Annotated in this window: 15 protein-coding genes; 10 read left to right on the forward strand and 5 right to left on the reverse strand. The window is 64.9% G+C overall.

What is annotated here, in order from left to right; genetic code table 11:
* Nucleotides 1-26 precede the first annotated feature (26 nt).
* Nucleotides 27-1145 carry a calcium:cation antiporter gene (locus OUZ49_RS17155; protein WP_266151827.1) on the forward strand — a complete coding sequence of 373 codons (1119 nt, stop codon included), beginning with the start codon at nt 27-29 and terminating at the stop codon, nt 1143-1145.
* Between the two features lie 109 nt (nt 1146-1254).
* Nucleotides 1255-1896 (forward strand): NAD(P)-dependent oxidoreductase, encoded by a 642-nt coding sequence (locus tag OUZ49_RS17160; RefSeq protein WP_266151828.1) that lies wholly within the window; start codon nt 1255-1257, stop codon nt 1894-1896.
* A gap of 46 nt (nt 1897-1942) precedes the next feature.
* Here the strand turns inward: OUZ49_RS17160 and OUZ49_RS17165 are convergent, their stop codons facing one another.
* From OUZ49_RS17165 to OUZ49_RS17175, 3 genes are read right to left on the reverse strand one after another with little or no spacing between them, the layout of a single operon-like run.
* Nucleotides 1943-2557: a c-type cytochrome gene (locus OUZ49_RS17165; protein WP_266151829.1), complete on the reverse strand. Its 615-nt coding sequence runs from the start codon at nt 2555-2557 to the stop codon at nt 1943-1945.
* An 11-nt stretch (nt 2558-2568) separates the two neighbouring features.
* The gene (locus OUZ49_RS17170; RefSeq protein WP_266151830.1) at nt 2569-3489 is read right to left on the reverse strand and encodes a copper resistance protein B; all 921 of its coding nucleotides are present in this window, start codon (nt 3487-3489) and stop codon (nt 2569-2571) included.
* Nucleotides 3486-5237: a copper resistance system multicopper oxidase gene (locus OUZ49_RS17175; protein ID WP_266151831.1), complete on the reverse strand. Its 1752-nt coding sequence runs from the start codon at nt 5235-5237 to the stop codon at nt 3486-3488. The genes OUZ49_RS17170 and OUZ49_RS17175 overlap by 4 nt, the downstream gene beginning before the upstream one ends.
* A gap of 606 nt (nt 5238-5843) precedes the next feature.
* Here OUZ49_RS17175 and OUZ49_RS17180 point away from each other — a divergent pair.
* From OUZ49_RS17180 to OUZ49_RS17190, 3 genes are all read left to right on the forward strand, one after another.
* Nucleotides 5844-6725 carry a 23S rRNA (adenine(2030)-N(6))-methyltransferase RlmJ gene (locus OUZ49_RS17180; protein WP_266151832.1) on the forward strand — a complete coding sequence of 294 codons (882 nt, stop codon included), beginning with the start codon at nt 5844-5846 and terminating at the stop codon, nt 6723-6725.
* 92 nt (nt 6726-6817) lie between these two features.
* The gene (locus OUZ49_RS17185) at nt 6818-7333 is read left to right on the forward strand and encodes a Slp family lipoprotein (protein WP_266151833.1); all 516 of its coding nucleotides are present in this window, start codon (nt 6818-6820) and stop codon (nt 7331-7333) included.
* Nucleotides 7334-7498: 165 nt separating this feature from the next.
* Entirely contained in the window at nt 7499-8407 is a 909-nt protein-coding gene (locus OUZ49_RS17190) for a cation diffusion facilitator family transporter (protein ID WP_266151834.1), read from the forward strand.
* 37 nt (nt 8408-8444) lie between these two features.
* Here the strand turns inward: OUZ49_RS17190 and OUZ49_RS17195 are convergent, their stop codons facing one another.
* Nucleotides 8445-8855: a VOC family protein gene (locus tag OUZ49_RS17195; RefSeq protein WP_266151835.1), complete on the reverse strand. Its 411-nt coding sequence runs from the start codon at nt 8853-8855 to the stop codon at nt 8445-8447.
* Nucleotides 8855-9250, reverse strand: a complete 396-nt coding sequence (locus OUZ49_RS17200) for an MmcQ/YjbR family DNA-binding protein (protein WP_266151836.1) — start codon at nt 9248-9250, stop codon at nt 8855-8857. The genes OUZ49_RS17195 and OUZ49_RS17200 overlap by 1 nt, the downstream gene beginning before the upstream one ends.
* Before the next feature lie 195 nt (nt 9251-9445).
* Here OUZ49_RS17200 and OUZ49_RS17205 point away from each other — a divergent pair, with 195 nt between their 5' ends.
* The 5 genes from OUZ49_RS17205 (at nt 9446) to OUZ49_RS17225 (ending at nt 16346) form a co-directional block, all read left to right on the forward strand.
* A complete protein-coding gene (locus OUZ49_RS17205) occupies nt 9446-10048 on the forward strand; it encodes a GNAT family N-acetyltransferase (protein WP_266151837.1) in 603 nt (200 codons plus the stop codon).
* 105 nt (nt 10049-10153) lie between these two features.
* Nucleotides 10154-13615, forward strand: coding sequence for a transcription-repair coupling factor (gene mfd / locus OUZ49_RS17210; RefSeq protein WP_266151838.1), 3462 nt, complete (start codon nt 10154-10156; stop codon nt 13613-13615).
* Nucleotides 13616-13775: 160 nt separating this feature from the next.
* Entirely contained in the window at nt 13776-14693 is a 918-nt protein-coding gene (locus tag OUZ49_RS17215; protein WP_266151839.1) for a LysR family transcriptional regulator, read from the forward strand.
* Between the two features lie 64 nt (nt 14694-14757).
* Nucleotides 14758-15192 (forward strand): VOC family protein, encoded by a 435-nt coding sequence (locus OUZ49_RS17220; protein ID WP_266151840.1) that lies wholly within the window; start codon nt 14758-14760, stop codon nt 15190-15192.
* A 50-nt stretch (nt 15193-15242) separates the two neighbouring features.
* Nucleotides 15243-16346, forward strand: a complete 1104-nt coding sequence (locus OUZ49_RS17225) for a calcium:cation antiporter (RefSeq protein ID WP_266151841.1) — start codon at nt 15243-15245, stop codon at nt 16344-16346.
* Nucleotides 16347-16406 lie beyond the last annotated feature (60 nt).

Below are 16406 nucleotides of genomic sequence, written 5' to 3' on the forward strand. Positions count from 1 at the left end.
CTTCCAACCTTGGCGGGGTGGCGAGGATGAGGCTCAGCAGCGTGCCGTCGGTCTTGCGGGTCGAGTGGTTCCTGGCCGTGAGCATGGCCACTTGTGTCGTGTTCCTGATCTTCGGCGACCGGCCGCTGGGCAGGCTGGATGAGCCGCTGCAGCTTGGCCTCGCCTTCGCCTGGTTGTTCTTCGTGATACTCGGCGCGGCGCTGGCCGTCGTGCGCCATGCCGACCAGCTCGGTGAGAAGCTGGGCGAGCCCTACGGCACGCTGATCCTGACCTTGTCGATCACCTCGATCGAGGTCATCAGCATCACCGCCATCATGTTGCATGGCGAGAACAATCCGACGCTCGCGCGCGACACCTTGTTTGCGGTCACCATGATCGTCCTCAACGGCATGGTCGGACTGTCCCTGCTGATCGGCGGATGGCGACACCGTGAGCAGCACTACAACCTGCAGGGTGCCAATGCCTATCTTGGCGTGGTGATTCCGCTCGGGGTACTGGCCCTGGTGATGCCGAACTTCACCGTGACCACGGCGGGGCCGACCTTGTCCTTTGCGCAGGAGTCGTTCATCGCGATCATCTCGGCGGGCTTGTATGTCGCCTTCCTCACCTTGCAGACGAAGCGGCACCGCGCCTACTTCGCAGGCTCCGGGCACGACGACGATACCCACGCGGCCGCTGGTCACCGCGCACCCACGCACCTGTTGACGCATGCCGTCCTGCTCGTGGTCTACATGGCCCAGGTGGTGTTTCTTGCCGAGAAGCTGGCCCACCCGGTGGATTACGTCGTTGAAACGATGAAGTGGCCGGCCGCCCTCGCCGGCCTGACCATGGCGGTGCTGGTGGCCACGCCCGAAGCCATTGGCGCGGTACGCGCCGCGCGTGCCAATCACATGCAGCGATCGGTGAATATCTTCCTGGGCTCGGTGCTGTCGACCATCGGCCTCACCATTCCGCTGATCCTGATGATCAGCCACCTGACCCAGCACCCCATCGTGCTGGGACTCGAACATACCGACCTGCTGCTCTTCACGCTGACGCTCGCCTTATGCGTCGTGACCTTTTCGAGCGGTCACACCAACATCATGCAGGGCGCCGTACACCTGATCCTGTTCGTCGCGTATCTGTTCTTCATCTTTCAGGGATAGCTGCAGCCGCTCTCGATAAATGTGCTGACCGGCCCCATCGATAACCGTGGGCAGAATGTCACCTGCCCCGTCCCCAACGCATGCCCCCATTCCCCGGAGAACACGTTCGATGAAGATTGTCCTGTTTGGTGCCACCGGCCATGTCGGCCATGCCATCCTCGATGAAGCCCTTTCACGCGGCCACGACGTAACGGCCATCGTCCGCGATCCGTCGCGCCTGTCGCGCGCCGATGCGCATCTCAAGATCGTGACTGGCGACGTGACGCGCCCGCCAAGCTGGCTGGACGCCGTCCGCGGCGCCGATGTCGTCATCGCCAGCCTCTCCGCGCGCCGCGACGGCACGCCCGACAGCATTCCCGGCAATGCGGCGACCCTGCTCGAGTATCTGCCACAAGCCGGTGCGAAGCGCCTCGTATGGGTAGGTGGTGCCGGCTCACTCGAAACCGCTCCTGGTGTACGCGTGGTTGACGATCCGCATTTCCCCGACGCGTGGAAGGCCGAAGCGAACGGCCAGGCCAAGGCATTGGACGTGTTCCGCGCCAGCACGTCCGACCTCGCGTGGACCTATGTCAGCCCGGCGGCCTTGCTGGAAGACGGCCCGCGCACTGGAAAGTATCGAGTAGGTGGCGACCAGCTATTGGTCGACGCCAGCGGCAAGAGCCACATCAGCATCCCCGACTACGCCATGGCCCTGTTGGATCGCGTGGAAAAGAACGACGCGCGGCGCCAGCGCATCACCGTGGCCTATTGATCCTGCGTGGCGGGCGGCTCTCGGCCGCCCGCCACGTACCACACGACTAATGCGAACCGTGATCGTCGTGATCATGGCCAGCATGGCTGTCGTGATCATCGTCGTGACCCGGCCCGCCCGGCTCGTCAGGATGCGCATGTTCGTGGCCACCGTGGCCGTTGTTGACCGGCACCCCCGCCATCGCCTCGAACGTGGCTTCGTCGAGCGTCGGCAGCTTGCGCACGAAGGCCACCATGTCCCAGATCGCCGCATCGTCGTGGCTCAAGCCCCAGGCCGGCATGGCAGTGAGCTTGACGCCGTGCTTGATGACCCAGAACGCCTCGGCCGCATCGTGCACGCCATGCCTGGACAGATCCGGTGGCTGCGGGTAAAGACCCGTGCGCAGCTCGGTTTCATGCATGCCTGGCGTGAGATGACAGGCTGCGCACATGGCCGCATAGTGACCGGCGCCACGGCGAATGCGTTGTGGATCATCCAGATCAGGCACGCTGATGCCGGAGGCCTGATGTTCGATGGAGCGGTCACGCAAGCTCGCAATCACCCGCGCCGTCAGCGGCCAATGCGGACGATCCGCCCCGATGTCATAGACGCCCGACCAGACAAACACGGCCGCAGCCGCCAGCGCGACCAGCGTAGACAGCACGATGGCAAAGACTTTCATCAGCAGTCCCCTCAAAACCAAAACCTGACACCGGCCAGCCACGTCGTTTCGCGTGCGTGCAGGCTAGTGCCATCCATCACGCCATCTTCGCCCCCGAAGCGACGCGTCCAGTTGATACCGACATAGGGGGCGAATTTCCGGCTGAACTCGTAGCGCAGGCGCAGGCCCGCTTCGACATCCGACAGCCCCGATGAAATACCGCGTTGCGGATCGTCCTTGCCGTAGAAGTTCAGCTCCAGCTTCGGCGCCAGGATCAGCCGCTGGGTGAAACGCAGGTCGTAGCTGGCCTCGAAACGTGCCGCCGTGCGGCCCTGCTCGCCGACGTAGAAGGTGGCCTGCGTTTCGAACCAGTACGGCGCCAGCCCCTGCACCCCAAACGCTGCCCACTGGCGGTTCGGTCCCTGGCCGACATCCTGGCGCAGGCCCAGCTGCCAGTCCCAGAAGCTGGTCCACGCATGGCTCCACAGCACGTCGACGCGCCCATCCTGGGTGCCTGCACCATTGCGCTCGCCTTCCGTCTTCAGCCACAAACGGTCGATGCCGTTGCCCCACCAACCCTCTGCCTCCCAACGGGTGGCGTAATCACCATTCGTGCTGCGGCCACGCTCCAGGCGATCGATCAGCAGCATGCCCAGCGGCGGTGACGGATTCATTTCCATCGCATCCGTCATCTCGGCAGGCGTCATGGCATGCATGCTGCTCGATGGCGGCGGTGGCGGCACATGGTCGTTGGGCGGACGTGTGTCCTGCACTGGCGGCTGCGACGCCACCGCATGATCCGCATGTGCATCATCGTGGTCGGCGCGCGGCTCCTGCGCTGCGGATGTCGACGTACCAGGCATATCGGCCATGTTCATGCTTTGTGCCCATGCCGAAACGGGCAAGGCCGTCAGGAGTGCCAGCGCGGCCGGTAGTAGTTTGAGACGGCTCATGCCACCACCACCTCGCGGAACATGCCCGCCATATGGAACAGCAGATGACAGTGGAAGGCCCAGCGCCCCGGGGCATCGGCGCTCACCCGGTAGCTCACGCGCTGCGCGGGCTGTATCACCACGGTGTGCTTGCGCGCCAGAAACTCGCCTTGCGGCGATTCCAGTTCGCTCCACATGCCATGCAGATGGATGGGATGCGACATCATCGTGTCGTTCACCAGCACGATGCGTACGTGCTCTCCATGACGTAGCCGCAATGGGCCGGCTTCGGAGGCCAGCACGCCGTCGAACGACCAGCGATAACGCTCCATATTGCCGGTCAGGCGCAAGGTGATTTCGCGATCCACCCGCGGCGATATCGGCGCATTGACCGAGCGCAGATCGGCATAGCTCAACACGCGGCGGCCATTGCCGCGCAGGCCGACGCCCGGGTCGTCGAGATTGTTGCGCGGCGTGGCAACGCGCATGTCCACTTCCGGCCCCGTCTTCAATGGAGGAGCGGCCTGGTCATGAGGCATGGGCATCGCCGGCATACCCGGCATGCCGGGCATCTCCATGGCCATGCCGGCCATGTCGTGGCTCATGCCTCCATGCCCCATGTCGCCATGTTGCATCGCCCCCATCATGTCGCTCATGTCGAGCAACGGGCGCGGGTCGAGCGCAGGCACCGCGGCGTCCATGCCGGCACGTGGCGCCAGCGTGGCGCGCGCGAAACCGGAGCGGTCCATGCTCTGCGCAAAAATGCTCCAGGCGCGGTCGGCGGTGGGTTCCACGATGACGTCGTAGGTCTCGCCATTGCCGATGCGGAATTCATCCACGCTCACCGGTTCGATCGCCTGGCCGTCTGCGGCAACCACGGTCATCTTCAGCCCGGGGATGCGCACATCAAAAAACGTCATCGATGCGCCATTGATGAAGCGCAGGCGGACCTTGTCGCCCGCATCGAACAGGCCCGTCCAGTTCCCCGCAGGCGTCTGGCCATTGAGCAGATAGGTGTAGGTGGCGCCCGAGACATCGGCAAGATCGCTGCGATCCATGCGCATGCGATTCCACATCTGCCGCTGCGCCAACGCCGGCGCCACGCCTTCGCGCCCCACATCCTGCAGGAAGTCGCCAACGGTCGGCTTGCCCTGGTTGTAGTAGCCGCTTTGCTTCCTGAGGTTCGCGTAGAGCGTTTCCGGCCGGGTATCCGACCAGTCGCTCAGCACGATCGTATAGTCGCGCTGCGCGGCATGGCGCTCGCCCTCGCGAGGCTCGATCACGATGGGACCGTACAGCCCGGTCTGCTCCTGGAAGCCCGCATGGCCGTGATACCAGTACGTGCCGGACTGATTCACGGTGAAGCGATAGACGTACTCCCCGCCAGGGGGAATGCCGTCAAAGCTCAGGCCCGGCACGCCATCCATATCGGCCGGCAACACGATGCCGTGCCAATGGATGGAACTCGGCACTGCGAGTCGATTGCGCACGCGCAGGGTTACCGGTTCGCCCTGCCGCCAGCGCAGCAAGGGCGCCGGCAACTGGCCATTCACGACGGTGGCCAGGCGCCGCTGGCCGGTGAAATTGACCGGCAACTCGGCGATGTCGAGTTCGAAATGATTGCCGCTCAGCTCGCTACGCGGGGCCACGGCCTGCGCCAGCGCGCCATCGCGCCACAGGCCAAGCCCGGCCGCTATCCCGCCTAGCGCCAATCCCTGTACGAAACGCCGCCGCGGCAGCTGGATGCCACGCGGATCTTGCTTGTCCATTGCATCACTCCGTCATGCGTGCCCGCAAAGCGGGCGCATCGAACCGGCCGCAGCGGCGGCCCCTTGCAGCGAACGGAGAATCAGGCGACCGGGGGCCGCAACGGAGGTTCGTGGACGGGCTGCGGCGCGTTCTCGCCACCTGCCATCCATCCCGCGTCAGGCGGCAGCGCATGCGGCAGTCCCGGCGGGAATGAACATGGCACCGCGGCCGTGGCATGCGCGCAGGCGCAATCCGGCGTCGCCGCTGCGGCATGCCCGGGCGCGTGGTCTGGCGTATCTGCCGCAGAATGCATCGTCATCGACATCGATGAACCCATCGCCGTGCAACACCCTGGTTGCGCCCAGGCCACGCTCGCCAGCGTCAGCCACGCGCACAGTGCCAGCGCGAATAAGGCGCGGCAGCGACGCAGGCGGCGAAAGAGGTGGCGCGACATGGCCCGAGCATAGCCATCCGACCAAGGCCAGCTCAACTCTGGAGTTGGCTTCATGAGGTATTCCGGCGCTGAAGGCGCGTTCCGGCACGCCCTGACTGAGCCGATTCCGGTGCCAAAAAACGCCACTTCCCACTTCCACCTATAATTGCCCGCCACATGGCGCCCTTCCCCTATGAACTACCGTCACGCCTACCACGCCGGTAACTTCGCCGATGTCCTGAAGCATTCGGTGCTGTTTGCGCTGATCGAGGCGCTGCAGGCAAAGGCCACGCCGTTTGGCTTCGTCGACACCCATTCGGGCAGTGGCTGCTACGCGCTCGACGGCGTGGAGGCCGGCAAGACCGGCGAGTACAAGGATGGCATCGTCCGCCTGCTGTTCCCGGATCTGCACCAGTCGCAGGAACACCACGCGGCCTTGCCACCGCTGCTGCGCCGCTGGCTGGACGCCATCCTCAAGCTGCCCGGCAACGAGCATGGGCTGAAGCTCTACCCCGGTTCGCCGCTGCAGGTCGCCCGCAGCATGCGCGACATCGACAGTGCCCAGCTGTGCGAGCTGCACCCCGAGGAAGCGGAGCGCTTGCGCGAGCTGTTCCACCGTGATCACCGCGTGCACGTGCACCAGCGCGATGGCTACGAGGCGCTCAAGAGCCTGCTGCCGCCGCCGGAAAAGCGCGGCCTGGTGCTGATCGACCCGCCGTACGAGGCGCAGGAATCCGAATATCGCGTGATCGAGAAGGCGCTCAAGCTGGCCTTGCAGCGCTGGCCCACCGGCATGTACGCCATCTGGTACCCGATCAAGCTGCGCAGCCAAGTGCAGCCGTTCCATCGCTGGCTGCAGCACTGCGGCGCCCGGCGCGTGCTGCGCGCGGAGCTGCTGGTGCGCCCCGACGACTCGCCGCTGCGCCTCAACGGCTCGGGCATGGTGATCCTCAACGCGCCATGGAAGCTCGACGACACCCTGCGCGAACCGCTGCGCGCCATGGCCCGCCTGCTTTCGCAGGACAAGCCGGCCCAATGGCGGCTCGACTGGCTGGTCCAGGATTCCCCCAGCTGAACGCGTGACGGGGCTCGCGCTACCCACCTACCGCCCCCTTCGCCTGCCCGTTAAGCTCCGCCTTGTTACCGCCTGAGATGCCGGAGCCCGCCATGCGCACACGCCTTGCCCATATCCTGATCCGCGGCGCCCTGCCGGCAAGCCTGATGCTGCTGGCCGCCTGCGCGCCCGCACCGATCTACAAGCCAACCACCAATACGGTCGCCATCACCCCGGACGCCGTGGCGCATGAGCCCGAACACTACGCCAACGCCGACGTGATCTGGGGCGGACGCATCGTGGGCGTGCACAATCTGCCCGATCGCAGCGAGATCGAAATCGTCGGTTACCCGCTCGACAGCTCGCAGCGGCCGAAGGCCGAGGGTGGCGGCTGGGGCCGCTTCATCGCTGTGATGCCCGGCTTTGTGGAACCCTATAACTACCCGTCGGGCGCACTGATTACCCTGGCGGGCCGCGTCAGCGGCAGCCGCGCCGGCGAAGTGGGCGAGGCCAGTTATGTATACCCGCTGGTGGGCGTGGTGCAGTCGCATCTATGGACGCCTGCCGAGATGCACAGCGGCCATCCGAACATCAGCTTCGGCTTGGGCGTCGGCGTCGGCATTCACTGATACGCGCCGCAGGATCGGCGCCGAAGCATCCTGAAAAACGCACTTGTACGAGACGTGCAGCAGCGCCTTGCCGTATCAGGTATTCAATCCGTAGGCACCTGCCAGCGCTTTCGACATCGCTACGCTGGAACGCTGACGGAATCGATCGCGTAAGAGGATGATCCGATGTCTGGCCACGCCAATTCGCTGAGGGCGATCCTGCTCGCACTCGGCGCGAATTTCGCGATTTTCCTGAGCAAGCTCGCCGCTGCCCTGATCACCGGTTCCGGTGCGATGTTGGCCGAGGCGGTGCACTCATTGGCGGACTGCGGCAACCAGGGTTTGCTGTTGCTCGGCATGCGCCAGGCGGATCGCCCTCCTTCTGACGAGTATCCGCTCGGCTGGGGACGCGCCCTGTATTTCTGGTCCTTCCTCGTCGCCATCCTGCTATTCAGCGTGGGCGGCATGTTTTCCATCTACGAAGGCATCCACAAGCTCTCCCATCCCGAGCCCTTGCGATGGCCGTGGCTGGCGATTGGCGTCTTGGCCTTCGGCGTAGTAGCCGAATCCTTCTCGATGCACGGCTGCCTCAAGGAAGTGAACAAGGTGCGCGATGGCCGCAGCCTGTGGCAATGGTTTCATGAAACGCGCTCCAGCGAGCTGCTGGTGATCTTCGGCGAGGATCTTGCGGCGCTGTTCGGCCTCAGTGTCGCGCTGGTGGCGGTGCTGGCCACCATGCTGACCGGCGACCCCAGGTTCGATGCGATCGGTACCATCGTCATCGGCGCATTGCTGGTGGTCGTCGCCTTCGCCGTGGCCAACGAAGTGATGGCGCTGCTGATCGGGCAAGGGCTGGAGCCCAAGCAGCGCGAAGCCTTGCTGGCCTTCATCAATGAACGTCCGGAAGTCGACGTCGTGCTGAACCTGATCACGCTGCAGATGGGGCCGGACGTGATGGTGGCGGTCAAGGCGCGCATGGCGCCCGCGCGGGATCAGCTCTCGTTGATCCAGGCGATCAACGAGGTCGAACGCGCCATGAAGGCGCAGTTCACCGATATCCGCTGGAGTTTCTTCGAGCCCGACGTGATGGACTAGGGATGCTTTGATTAACTCTGCGGACGCCTATGCAGAGTTAATCAGAGCATTCCGAGGACGGCTTGAGCTGCAACAAATCCCATTTGTTGCCATAAAGATCCTGGAACACCACGACCGTACCGTAGGCTTCCTCTCTCGGCTGTTCGCAAAACTGCGCACCGGCGGTTTTCATGCGTTCGTAGTCGCGCCAGAAATCATCGGTATGCAACAACAGAAAAACGCGACCACCGGTCTGGTCGCCCACGCGGGCCAACTGCTCCGGCGTGGACGCCTTCGCCAGTAACAGCCGTGTTTCAGCGGTGCCTGCTGGCGCCACCACCACCCATCGTTTGCCACCGCCCATATCGGTGTCTTCAAGCAACTGAAAACCCAATACGCGCGTATACCAGTCGATGGCGGCGTCGTAGTCGGCCACCACTAGGGCAATGCTTCCGATGTATTGCTTCACTAGCTTTTCTCCGCAGGCGCTGGCCAGGCACCCAAGTCCGCCTGCACCTTCTTGGTGAGTTTCGCGCGGACCAGGGTATAGGCCTGCCGAATAAAGGCTTCCAGCTCCGCCGTGGCGAAACGTTGCGGCTCGATCACCGAGACCCAGTGCGCGCGGGCCATATAAGGGGCGGGGATGATACCGGGCTGGTCGGTCAGCTCCAGAAACCGCTCGTCCTCCACCTTGAAGGACAGCCGGCCTCCCTCCGTGCCGTCCAGCGGCGTGACCACGAACATCTTGCCGCCTACACTGAAGACCAGATCGCCGCCCCATTTGATGTCGCGGGTCACACCCGGCCAACGGCCACAGCATTGCTCCAGCTGCTTGGCGGTCAGCCCGCAGGACGCCTTTCTCATGGTCTTTGCCTCCCTCGACGCCCCGGCAACGCCCGAAGCCCATCCAGCGATTCTGAAACGCAGGCATGGCTTTGTCTGCAGGGGCTCACCCCCTTGCCCGTGGGGACATGCGATGCGACAACTCGCCGCAAAATATGCCGACATTACAAGGCGTTCGTTCATGTTGCAGCGCACTCAATACGCTAAAGTATGGACATGAACGCCGCCATCGATATGACCAGCCACCGGCACGCCGTGGTGCCCCCGCGCAACCCCGAGCGCTTCGCCCGTCGCCACCTGACCAGCGCCCCCAAGGGCGAGCTGGTGCGGACGCACGACGGACGGGAACTGCGCTTGCGTGACATCGAACCAGGGGACGTGGCGGCCTTGAAGCGGCAGTTTGCCCGCCTGTCGCCGGAAGACATCCGCCGCCGCTTCCTGCACTCGATGAGCGAGCTGCCGGATTCGATGGCCCAACGACTGTGCCGTATCGATCCGGCCATCGAGTCGGCCTTCGTCCTGGTCGATGAAACCGTTACGCCCGCCGAGATTCGCGGCGTCGGCCGTATCTATGTCGATGAGGCCGCCGACAGCGCCGAGTTTTCAGTGCTGGTGGAACACGACTGGGCCCGGGTAGGCCTGGGCGTCCTGCTGATGCAGCGCCTGGTTGCCGATTGCCGCCGCCGTGGCCTGCACGAAATTTGGGGCTATGTGCTGCTGGAAAACCGCCCCATGCTGCAGCTATGCAAGGATCTGAGCTTTACCCGCCGTTTGCTACCGGACGAGCCGGGTACGACACAGATTTCCCTGCGGCTCTGATGCCTGCTGTTTGAGACGGCCGCCCCCGGACTTCCGGGGCGGTCGCGCTACACTTGCCCGCTTCCCGGCGCGGCACGATGGCCACGCCACTGAACAAGCGTCCGCATGGCCCATAAAATCCCGCACCCGTCCTTGCCCACCAGCCCCAAGCAGCGTCGTTTCTGGACGTCGCCGCACGGCTCCTCGCGCGCCTTGCTGGTGGCGGAAGCGGCGCGCAGCCATGACGGACTGCTGGTAGCCGTCACCCGCGACACCCAACGTGCCCATGCGCTGGAAGACGAACTGCGCCTGTTTGCCGGCGGGCTGCCGGTGCTGCACTTCCCGGACTGGGAAACCCTGCCCTACGACGTCTTCAGCCCGCATCCGGACATCGTCTCGCAACGCGTCGCCACGCTGTACCAGCTGCCAGGCACGCAACGCGGCGTGCTGGTGGTGCCGATCGCCACCTTGATGCAGCGCATCGCGCCGCGCAGCCATATCACTGGCTCCGGCCTGATGATGAAGAAGGGCCAGAAGCTGGACCTGGCGGCCGAACAGCGACGCCTGGAGGCAGCGGGCTATCGCAACGTGCCACAGGTCGCGGAGCCGGGTGACTTTGCCGTGCGCGGCGCGCTGATCGACATTTTTCCGATGGGCTCGGCCGAGCCGTATCGCATCGAGCTGTTCGATGACGAGGTGGAATCGATTCGCAGCTTCGATGCGGAAACGCAGCGCTCGCAGCAACAAGTGGAGCGCATCGAGCTGCTGCCGGCCCGCGAGTTCCCGCTGACCGAGAATGCGGCGAAGGACTTCCGCGCGAACCTGCGCGAGCGCTTCCCCATCGACGTGCGCCGTTGCCCGCTTTATCAGGATATGAAGGAAGGCGTCACGCCCGGCGGCATCGAGTACTACCTGCCGCTGTTCTTCGAGCAGACCGCCACGTTGTTCGACTACCTGGCCGACAACGCCGTCTTCCTGCTGGGCGAAAGCGCGCTGGAATCGGCCGAGCAGTTCTGGACCCAGACTGGCGAGCGCTACGATCAGCGCGCCCACGATATTGAACGTCCGGTACTGCCGCCGGCCGAGCTGTATCTGCCGCCCGAGCTGCTGCGCGAACAACTCAACAAGCGCCTGCGCATCGAACTCGTCGAGAGCGGCCATGAGCATGCGCAGTCCAGCGGCACGCAGCCGGCGCCCGAACTCCCGCTCAATCGCAAGGGCGAGGAGCCAGGCACCTCGCTGCGCCATTTCCTGGCCAGCTATCCCGGGCGCGTGCTGATCGCCGCCGATTCGGCCGGCCGTCGCGAAGCACTGATCGAACAGCTCGCCAGCGCCGGCCTCAAGCCGGATACCGTGGATGGCTGGCCGGGCTTTCTCGCGGTCAGCACCAAGCACGAGCTGCGCTTCGCCATCACGATCGCAGCGCTGGAGCAGGGTTTCGCGCTCACCGATCCCGCGCTCACCATACTCACCGAACGCGAGTTGTTCGGTGAGCGCGTACGCACGGAACGCAAGCGGCGCCGCGGCGCCGCACGCGATCCGGAAAGCATCATCCGCGATCTCACCGAACTGACCATCGGCGCGCCGATCGTGCACGTCGACCACGGCGTGGGCCGCTACCAGGGCCTGGTGTCGATGGAACTGGGTGGCATGGAGGGTGAGTTCCTCACCATCGAATACGCCAAGGGCGACAAGCTGTATGTACCGGTGGCCCAGCTCGGCCTGGTCAGCCGTTACACCGGCACCGCGCCGGAACTGGCGCCGCTGCACTCGCTGGGCGGCGATGCGTGGGAACGCGCACGCCGCAAGGCCGCCGAGAAGGTTCGCGACGTGGCGGCCGAGCTGCTGGCCATTTATGCCCAGCGCGAGGCGCGTGGTGGCGAGGCCTTGTCGATCGACCGTCAATTGGTGGAGGAATTCGGCGCCAGCTTCCCGTTCGAGGAAACGCCCGACCAGTTGCAGGCCATCGATGCCGTACTGGCCGACCTGGCCGCGCCGCGCGCCATGGACCGCGTGATCTGTGGCGACGTCGGTTTCGGCAAGACCGAAGTTGCCCTGCGCGCCGCGTTCGCCGCCGCTACGGCCGGTCGACAGGTGGCCGTGCTGGTACCCACCACCCTGCTCGCCCAGCAGCACTACCGCAACTTCGCCGATCGCTTTGCCGACTGGCCAGTGCGCGTGGACGTGCTGTCGCGCTTCAAGTCGACCAAGGAAGTGAACGAGGCGCTCAAGCGCTTGGCGGACGGCCAGATCGACGTGATCGTCGGCACCCACAAGCTGCTGCAGCCGGATATCAAGTTCAAGAGCCTGGGCCTGGTAGTGGTGGACGAAGAGCAGCGCTTCGGCGTGCGCCAGAAGGAACAGCTGAAAAAGCTGCGCGCCGAAGTCGACCTGCTGACCATGACGGCCACGCCGATCCCGCGCACCTTGAACATGGCGATGAGCGGACTGCGCGATCTTTCGCTGATCGCCACGCCACCAGCGCATCGCATGGCCGTGCGCACGTTCATCGCGGCGTGGGAGCCTGCGTTGATACGCGAAGCGTTCCAGCGCGAATTGCAGCGCGGTGGCCAGGTCTACTTCCTGCACAACGAAGTGGACACCATCGAGCGCGCCACGCGCGAGCTGGAGGAACTGATCCCCGAAGCGCGCATTGGCGTGGCCCACGGCCAGATGCCCGAGCGCGAACTGGAACGCGTGATGGCGGATTTCCATCGCCAACGCTTCAACGTGCTGGTGTGCACCACCATCATCGAAACCGGCATCGATATCCCGACGGCCAACACCATCATCATCAACCGTGCCGATCGCTTCGGCCTGGCCCAGCTGCACCAGCTGCGCGGTCGCGTCGGCCGCTCGCATCACCGTGCCTACGCGTATCTGGTGGTGCCCGACCGCAAGGCGATGACCGCCGACGCGGAGAAGCGACTCGAAGCGCTGGCCTCGCTGGAAGAACTGGGTGCCGGCTTCACGCTGGCCACGCACGACCTGGAAATCCGCGGCGCCGGCGAACTGCTGGGCGATGAGCAATCAGGCCAGATCCAGGAGATCGGTTTCGGCCTGTATACCGAGCTGCTGGAGCGCGCGGTGCGTGCTCTGAAGTCAGGCAAGCTGCCGGACTTCGATCTCACCAGCGAGCACGAGACGGAAGTCGAGCTGCACCTGCCCGCCCTGATCCCCGACGACTACCTGCCCGACGTGCACACGCGCCTGACGCTGTACAAGCGCATCGCCAGTGCGCGTAGCGAGGATCACCTGCGCGACCTGCAGGTGGAAATGATCGATCGTTTCGGCTTGCTGCCCGATGCCGCCAAGCAGTTGTTCGGTGTGGCTGGCCTGAAGCTGATGGCCACGCCGCTGGGCATCCGCAAGCTGGATTTTGGCGCCAACGGCGGACGCATCACCTTCCGCGACAAGCCGGAGGTCGATCCCATGGCGATCATCCGCTTGATCCAGAGCCAGCCGCGCATCTACAAGCTGGACGGCCAGGACAAACTCAAGGTGAACCTGGAACTGCCCGGCGCCACCGAACGTCTGCGCGCTGCGCAGGAGGTGCTGGTTTCGTTGGGGGCGCGCCGGCCGGGGTGATGGTTGAGGCGAGTACCGACTCGACCACTAAAGGTCCCAAGCCCACCTACCGTCATTCCAGCGAAAGCTGGGATGACGGACAAAGAGCACTGGGAAGCCCTCGGCACAGCGACACAGCTGCCGTACTATCGCCCCAGGAACTCGTTCGAAAGGGTCGAACATGTTGTCCGAGGACGAACTGGCCTTGCTCGAAGCCATACGCGAGAGCGGCAGCCTCTCGCGCGCCGCGGTTCGCCTAGGCAAGGCCCCGTCCACGGTTTCGCATGCGGCGCGACAACTTGAGGCGCGCTTCGACGCCCTGCTGTTCGATCGCCGCCGCTATCGCCTGCAACTCACCCCGGCCGGCCAGGTACTGGCGCTGGAAGCCGCCCGCCTGATGCTCGATGTCTCGCGGCTCACCCGTCGCGTGAAGCAGATTGCCGGCGGCTGGGAAGATCGCCTGTGGCTGGTCAGCGATGAGTTGCTCGAGTTCGAAATTTTCACTCCGGTGATTCGTGCCTTCGACGCGCTGGAATCGGGCGTGGCGCTGCGCCTGACCCACGAGGTCCTGAGCGGCACCTGGGAGGCTTTGCGCGACGGTCGTGCCGACCTCATCATCGGCGCCACCAACGAGCCGCCCGCGATTCCCAAGCTGCGCTGGTTCGAGCTGGGCGTGATGGACTGGGTCTTCGCCGTCTCGCCGCGGCATCCGCTGGCCAAGGCGCAGGAGCCCTTGCAGCGCGAAACCGTCGCCCAGCATCGCGGCGTGGTCGTGGCCGATTCCTCGCGTAGTTCAGAAGGCCGTGCGTATGGCCTGGTCGGCGGCCAGGCCACGCTCGCCGTCCCCAGCATGCACGCGAAGATCACGGCGCAACGGCAGAATCTGGGCGTCGGCTGGCTGCCGCGCCAGCGTGTCGCCGGCCTGCTCAAACGCGGCGAGCTGGTGGAAAAGCAGATGGCCGATCCACGTGAGCCCAATACGCTTTATGTCGCCTGGCGCGGCGATCACGAAGGTCGTGCGCTGTCCTGGTGGCTGGACCAGCTACGCCAGCCACGACTGGCGAAGCGGCTGCTCAAGGGGCTGGAGATCAACCAGTAACCGGTGCACGCTCATGGGCAGTTACTGCACGTGATTGGACACCACGCCGAAGGAGGATGGGCGCATGACCCGCAATCGATCCATGCCGCCGGGCGTCATCATTCCCGAACTGGGCTATGCCGATGTGCGCACGGCCGTCACGTGGCTGTGTCGAACGTTTGGCTTTCGTGAGCGACTGCGCATTGGCGATCACCGGGCACAACTGCTGCTCGACGGCGCCGCCCTGGTCGTGACGTCAATGGCTGGCACACTGGACCTGCCGCACCCGGCTCATGCGATCATGGTCCGTGTAGCTGACGTTGATGGCCATTACGCGCACGCGCTCGAGTGCGGCGCGCACGTCAACGGCCCACCCGCGGATTTTCCCTATGGCGAACGCCAGTATTCCGTCGAGGACATCGGTGGCCACCGCTGGACGTTCTCGCAATCGATAGCCGACATCGCCCCGTCCGCTTGGGGCGGCAGTGGTTCGATATCACGTAAGCAGGATGCCCGATGATGCACGACACCCAAACGCCGACTGACGCCGCACCGGGGTTCCGAGCCAAGATGCTCATACGCCCCGGTATTGCCTGGATCACGGTCCTCCTGTTCCTGGTATTCGGCTCGGACTGGATGGCCGAACTCAACCAGCACTCGATCGGCCTTAGCCTGTTCGCCTGGTTGTTCTTCGTCATCGTATGGGTGGCGTTCGGCGTCGTGCACGAGGCGGAGGAGTTGGCCAGCCTGCTGGGCGAGCCGTTCGGCACCCTGGTGCTGACGCTGTCCATCGTGATCATCGAAGTGGTGCTGATTTCCGCCGTGATGCTGGGCGCGGGCGACACCTCCACGCTCGCGCGCGACACGATGTTCGCGGTGCTGATGATCGTGCTCAATGGCGTCGTCGGCCTGGGCCTGTTGATTGGCGGCATGCGTCATCACGAGCAGTCATACAACCTGCACGGCGCCTCGGCCTATCTCGCGGTGATCATCCCGCTCGCCACCATTGCGCTGGTGCTGCCGAACTTCACCGCGTCCACCACGGACGGCTCGTTGACGCCGCTGCAGGCGACCTCGTTCTCGATCCTGACCATCGCGCTCTACGGCATGTTCCTCTGGTTGCAAACCGGTCGGCACAAGGGCTATTTCGTGGCGCCGAAAGACACCTCGGACTTGAACGAACCGGGCGATCCGCCGCCGCCGCCGCGCAAGGCCAGCAAGGGCGAGCTGGCACGGCACATCGTGCTGCTGCTGATCAACATCCTGCCCATCATCATCCTGTCCAAGAGCCTGGCCAAGGTGCTCGACTACGGCATCGACGCCACCGGCGCGCCGCCCGCGCTGGGTGGCGTCATCATCGCCATGCTGGTGTTCACGCCGGAAGGCATTTCGGCCCTGCAGGCGATTCGTCGCGACCAGCTCACGCGCGCGATCAATCTATGCCTGGGCGGCGCAGCTTCCACGGTCGGCCTCACCGTGCCGGCGGTACTTGCCATCGGGCTGTTCACCGGCAAGCCGGTGGTGCTCGGGCTGCCGCCCGCCAGCATCGTGCTGCTCGCATCCACCCTGGTGCTGAGCGGCCTGACGTTCTCGGGATGGCGGACGACGATGCTGGAAGGCGCGGTGCACCTGTCGATGTTCGCCGTATTCCTGGTGCTGATCTTCAGTCCATGAGGTGATGCATCGACCTGCCACGCCGGCCAAGCGCCCGGGTGAATACGGAGCAGCCCGACG

The sequence above is a fragment of the Dyella halodurans genome, assembly GCF_026283925.1.
In the GTDB taxonomy this organism is placed as follows: Bacteria; Pseudomonadota; Gammaproteobacteria; order Xanthomonadales; family Rhodanobacteraceae; genus Dyella; species Dyella halodurans.